This is a genomic window from Mesorhizobium sp. M1E.F.Ca.ET.063.01.1.1, assembly GCF_003998155.1.
Lineage (GTDB): Bacteria > Pseudomonadota > Alphaproteobacteria > Rhizobiales > Rhizobiaceae > Mesorhizobium.
Map to the genome: position 1 here is coordinate 1 of NZ_RZSC01000364.1, position 5,794 is coordinate 5,794.

At 64.9% G+C, this 5,794-nt stretch carries 5 protein-coding genes and 1 pseudogene; all 6 read left to right on the forward strand.

The window, feature by feature from the left end; genetic code table 11:
- A pseudogene (locus EOA29_RS22555) lies at nt 1-469 on the forward strand (NAD(P)/FAD-dependent oxidoreductase); the annotation flags it as partial.
- A gap of 110 nt (nt 470-579) precedes the next feature.
- Nucleotides 580-2,106: an ABC transporter substrate-binding protein gene (locus tag EOA29_RS22560; protein WP_126090422.1), complete on the forward strand. Its 1,527-nt coding sequence runs from the start codon at nt 580-582 to the stop codon at nt 2,104-2,106.
- 70 nt (nt 2,107-2,176) lie between these two features.
- Nucleotides 2,177-3,184, forward strand: coding sequence for an ABC transporter permease (locus EOA29_RS22565; RefSeq protein WP_126090423.1), 1,008 nt, complete (start codon nt 2,177-2,179; stop codon nt 3,182-3,184).
- Nucleotides 3,177-4,025, forward strand: a complete 849-nt coding sequence (locus EOA29_RS22570) for an ABC transporter permease (RefSeq protein WP_126090424.1) — start codon at nt 3,177-3,179, stop codon at nt 4,023-4,025. Before EOA29_RS22565 ends, EOA29_RS22570 begins: the two co-directional genes overlap by 8 nt.
- A gap of 8 nt (nt 4,026-4,033) precedes the next feature.
- Nucleotides 4,034-4,912, forward strand: a complete 879-nt coding sequence (locus EOA29_RS22575; protein ID WP_189350391.1) for an ABC transporter ATP-binding protein — start codon at nt 4,034-4,036, stop codon at nt 4,910-4,912.
- Entirely contained in the window at nt 4,905-5,735 is an 831-nt protein-coding gene (locus EOA29_RS22580; protein WP_126090426.1) for an ATP-binding cassette domain-containing protein, read from the forward strand. The genes EOA29_RS22575 and EOA29_RS22580 overlap by 8 nt, the downstream gene beginning before the upstream one ends.
- Nucleotides 5,736-5,794: the final 59 nt, after the last annotated feature.

The window sequence follows — 5,794 nt, forward strand, 5'->3', positions numbered from 1 at the left end:
CGACCAGCCTGTGCTCGTCGTCGGCCAGCCGACGGCCGTCGACCCCTCACGTGCACCGGAAGGCAAGCATGTACTCTGGGTGCAGGTGCGCATGCTGCCGGCGGAGATCCTTGGCGACGCGGCCGGCAAGATCGCGCCCGGTTCTTGGGATGCGGTCAAGGAGGCCTATGCCGAGCGCGTGCTCGACATCATCGAGAGCTACGCGCCGGGTTTGCGCAGCAAGATTCTTGGCCGCGCGATCTTCTCGCCGCTCGACCTCGAGCGCGAGAACCCGAACCTCGTCGGCGGCGACCAGATTTGCGGCAGCCACCATCTGGCGCAGAATTTTCTCTTCCGCCCGGCGCGCTCATTCGCGCGCTGGAACACGCCCATCGCCAATCTGCATCTCACCGGAGCCGCTACATGGCCCGGCGCCGGCACCGGTGCGGGATCGGGCTTCATGCTCGCGCAACAGCTCGGAGGAAACTAGCAGCCAGGGAATTCCAGGATGGACAAGGCGCGGTTGCCCACCAACCCGAACCTACCGAATGAAACGCCGCGCGGACAATGACAGCCAAACAACCAACAAGGGGAACGACCATGACAATCAACAGACGCGATTTGCTTGGATATGGCGCGGCGGCGATCGGTGCAGCCACGCTCGGCCTGCCGAGGGCGGCGAAGGCGGCGGATGAGCTCACCATCGCCTATAACGTCAACCTGCCCTCCTGGGACCCGACGACCGGACCTTCGGCGGTGAACCCGACCATCCAGGGTCTCTACCAGTCGGTGTTCGACCAGTTCATCCCGCAAAAGCCGGACCTCTCCTTCACACCCGGCCTGCTCACCGAATGGGGCTGGAACGACGACCGCACCAAAGTGACGATGACGGTGCGCGACGGCGTGAAATGGCATGACGGCTCGCCCTTCACACCGGAAGACGTTGTGTGGTCGCTGCAGCGGGCCGGCGACGAGAAGACCGGCAATCCGATCCAGTTCGTCTGGAAGAACGTCAGCAACTTCAAGATCGACGGCAACAAGATCACCGGCGATGTCGTGCAGTTCGACCCGGTCTATTTCAAGTGGATGTCGTTCCTGACCGGCTACATCATGCCGAAAGCCTATTACGAGAAGGTCGGGCCGGACGGCTTCGAGAAGGCGCCGATCGGCACCGGCCCCTATATGGTCGACAAGTTCGAGCGCAACGCCTTCCTGCGGCTTAAGGCCAATCCGAATTACTGGGGCACCAAGCCGGCCTTCGAGAATGTGACGATCAAGTTCGTCACCGACGCGGCGAGCCGCGTGGCCGAGATCGAGTCCGGTTCCTCGCAGGTGACGCTCGAAATTCCTTATGAGGAATATGACCGGCTGATCGCCAAGGACGGGCTCGCCGGCTCGATCAAGAACGTCTCCGACATCGGCATGATCTTCTTCAACGACATCGAGGCAATGCTGGACAAGAACGTCCGCCAGGCGGCGGTGATGGCGGTGGACAAGGAGCTTCTGGTCAAGCGGCTGCTGCGCGGCTACGGCCAGCCGATCGCCACGCTGGAGACGCCGGAATACACGGCCTTCGATCCGTCGATCAAGGTCGAGCACAATCCGGAAAAGGCCAAGGAGCTGCTCGCGGCTTCCGGCTATTCGGCCAAGAAGCCGGTCAAGTTCACCATACAGACGACCAAGGGCTTCAAACCCAAGGACTATGAGATGATCCAGGCGATCGTCGGCATGTGGCGGAAGGTGGGCATCGAGGCCAATATCGAGGTCTACGAGATCGCCAAGCACTACGAGCTGCGCGCCGCCGACAAGCTGGCGCCGGCCGCCTTCTACAATTGGGGCAACGCGATCGGCGACCCGACCACCTCGACCGGCTTTGCCATGTACGGGCCGAGCCCGCATTCGGTGTGGGACAGCAAGGACCTGGTCGACATGATCAATCCGCTGTGGGGTGAGAAGGACGAGGCCAAGCGCATTGCCGGCTGGAAGGCCGTCGACAAATACATCGCCGAGCAGGCCTATGTGCTGCCGCTGATCCAGTATGCGCAGCCGATCGTACACTCGAAGAAGGTCAATGTCGTGCAGCATGTGTCCGGCGCGCTGCTGCCGGCGCTGATGAGCCCGGCCTGATCGTCGGCCTTGGATTGCCGCGCGCGCCGTCCGGAAGGCGGCGTGCATTTCCATCCGGGCGTATTGGCAGATGTTGCTGCAGAGATTCCTCGTTCGTCTCCTGACGATGCTGGTCACACTGTTCGGCGTGGCCGTCGTCGTCTTCGTCGTCATCCGCGTGGCGCCCGGCGATCCGATCGCCATGATGCTGCCGCCTGGCGCCAGCGATGACGACATCACGCGGTTGCGCGCGCTCTATGGGCTGGACAAGGGTATCGTGCAGCAATTCTTCATCTGGCTCGCCGGCGTGCTGCATGGCGATTTCGGCACGTCGATCTCGCTGCGCCAAGACGTGCTCGGCCTGGTCTTCAACCGGCTGCCGGCGACGCTGGAGCTAGCGACCGTGGCGCTGCTGATGGCGATCGCGATCGGGGTGCCCGCGGCGATCTTCGGCGCGCGCTCGCGCGGCACGGCGGTCGAGGCCGGCATTGACATCGCCAGCGGCGCGACGCTCTCCATCCCCGACTTCCTCTGGGGCCTGGTGCTGATCCTGCTGTTCGGCGTGCTGGTGCCTGTCTTCGACATTTCCGGCCGCGTGTCGCCGCAGCTCGACCTGCCCTTCGTCACCCAGTTCTATCTCGCCGAGAGCATTCTCAGGCTCCGCTTCGATCTCACCTGGGATCTGCTGAAGCACATGTTGATGCCTTCGGTGGCGCTGGCACTGCCGCTGGCAGCGATCATCGCGCAGCTCCTGAAACAGTCGCTGAAGGAAGTGCTCGACCTCGACTATGTCGTGCTGGCCAGGGTCAAGGGTTTCTCGGAAACGCAAGTCATCCTGCGCGAGGCGCTGAAGAATGCGGCTTTGCCGACGCTGACGCTGGTCGGCGTGCAGTTCACCTTCCTGATCGGCGGCACGGTTATCGTCGAGCGGCTGTTCTCCTATGAAGGCCTCGGCAACATGGCGATCGACGCCGTCATCAACCGTGACCTGCCGCTGATCCAGGGCATCGTGCTGGTCTTCGCGCTGCTCTTCGTTCTCATCAACCTCGCCGTCGACATGATGTATGCGCTGCTCAATCCGAGGCTGCGCCATGGATGAGGCTCGCATCTCGAGGCGTGGCCTGAGCCCAAGGCTATGGCTGGCCGGCGGCTGGCTCCTCGTCGCGCTGCTCGCGGCCATCTTCGCGCCGCTGATCGCGCCGCAGGACCCATTGGCGCAGGACCTGATGCTGGAGCGCCTGCCGCCCTTCTGGTTGGACGGCGCCGAGCCCGGCTACTGGCTGGGCACCGACAGCCTCGGCCGGGATCTGTTGTCGCGGCTGATCTTCGGCGGCCGCATCGCCTTCATCGTCGCCTTTGCCGCGGCGTCCGCCGCCTGCATCGTCGGCTCGGCGCTCGGGCTGATCGCGGGCTATTTCGGCGGCTGGGCCGACCGCGTCATCTCGCGCATCGTCGATGTCTGGATGGCCTTCCCGCCGGTGCTGTTCGCCATCCTGCTGGTGGCCGTTCTGGGCACGGGCTTGAGCTCCGTCATCATCGCGATTGCCGTCATCGACTGGACGCGCTTCTGCCGCGTGATCCGCGCCGAAGCGATGAGCCAGTCGCGCATGGACTATGTCGAGAGCGCGCGCATCGCCGGCTATGGCCGCATCGGCATCATGCTGCGCGAGGTGCTGCCCAACGTGGTGCCGTCGGTGGTCGCGCTGCTGTCGCTCGAAATGGGCATCGCCGTCATCGTCGAGGCGATCCTGTCCTTCGTCAATCTGTCGATCTCGACCGATGATCCGACCTGGGGCGGCATCATCGCCGAAGGCCGGCTGTCGATCCATCAGGCCTGGTGGGTGCTGGTGTTCCCGCTCATCACGCTGATCCTCACCGTGCTTTCCTTCAGCCAGTTCGGCGAGGGACTGAAGGCGCGCTTCGATCCGGTGCTGCGATGAGCGCCGACATGAAACCATGTCTCGAAATCCGCTCGCTCAGCGCCGTGCTGCCAAACGGCCAGCGCGTGCTGCGCTCGGTCTCGCTTGCCGTGCAGCCCGGCGAGGTGCGCGCGCTGGTCGGCGAGAGCGGCGCCGGCAAGACGATGATCGGCAAGGCGGTGCTCGGCGTCCTGCCGAAAAGCGTGCGCATCGTCGAAGGCGAGATGCTGGTCGAGGGCGAGGATCTCGGCCGCCTCGACGCGAGGGCGCGGCGGACACTGATCGGCGCCCGCACGGCGCTGATCCCGCAGGACCCGCTCACCGCGCTCAACCCGTCGCGCCGCATCGGCCCGCAGACGACCGACCGGCTGGTGCGCATCCTCGGCTGGAGTGGCGAGAGGGCCGACAAGCGCGTCCGCCAATTGCTCGACGAAGTGCAGATCCGCGATCCGGAACGGGTGCTGAAAAGCTATCCGCATGAGCTTTCCGGCGGCATGCGCCAGCGCGTGCTGATCGCGGCGGCGTTTGCGGCGGAGCCACGGCTGATCGTTGCGGATGAGCCGACGACGGCGCTGGACGTGACCGTGCAGAAGCAGATTCTGAGGCTGATCGCGCAACTGCAGCGCGACCATGGCACGGCGATCCTGTTCGTGACCCACGACCTCGGCGTCGTCGCCAAGATCAGCCAGAAGGTGTCGGTGCTCTATGCAGGCAAGGTAGTCGAGGAGGCCGAGACCGCCGATCTTTTCGCAGCGCCACAGCACCCCTACACCCGGGCGCTGATCGCGGCGACGCCGCGCTACACCGATCCCTACGCATCGCTGAAGCCGGTGGACGAGACCGTGCTTGCCGGGCTGACGGCCGAGATCGCGGCTGCCGACAAGGCATGGAGGCCAAGCCATGGCTGAGCCGCTGTTTTCCGTGCGCGGACTGAAGGTGGCGCTGCCCGATATGACGCGCAAGCCGCTGATCGGCCGGGCGCCGCTGGTCGAGATCCTCAAGGGGCTGGACTTCGACCTGCCGAAGGGATCGGTCACCGGCATCGTCGGCGAATCCGGCTCGGGCAAGTCGACGCTCGGCCGAGCGCTGGTGCGCCTGATCGAGCCGAGCGCCGGTACGATCAGCTTCGAGGGGCATGACATCAGCCATCTTTCGGAGGCCGAGCTGAGGCCGCTGCGCCGCGACCTGCAGATGATCTTCCAGGATCCGATGTCCTCGCTCAATCCGCGGCACACGATCTTCAACATCATCGCAGCACCCTTGAGGCAAAACGGGCTTGGCGACAGGCTGAAGGAGCGCGTCGCGGACGCCCTGCAGCGCGTTGGCCTGCCGCAGAACTTTGCCAGCCGATACCGCCACGAACTGTCCGGCGGGCAGCGGCAGCGCGTCGGCATCGCGCGGGCGCTGGCGCTGTCGCCGAAATTCGTGCTGGCCGACGAGATCGTCTCCGGGCTCGATGTCTCGACCCAGGCGCAGATCCTGACCTTGCTGGAGAAGCTGGCGGCCGAGATGGGGCTGACGGTCGCCTTCATCAGCCATGACCTGTCGGTGATCCGGCGGCTCTGCCAGCAAGTCATCGTCATGCGCGAAGGCAGGATCGTGGAATCGAGCGCCACCGATGCGCTCTTCGACAATCCGAAGGAGGCGTACACGCGCGACCTGCTCGCCGCCATTCCGTTGCCCGAGATCGACGCTGACTGGCTGCAGCCACCTGCCAAGGCTCCCGCATGAGAGAAGCTTAACCTTTCCGCACGCCGAACAGCGGGCCTCGGATGTGCGCGGTGAAAGAG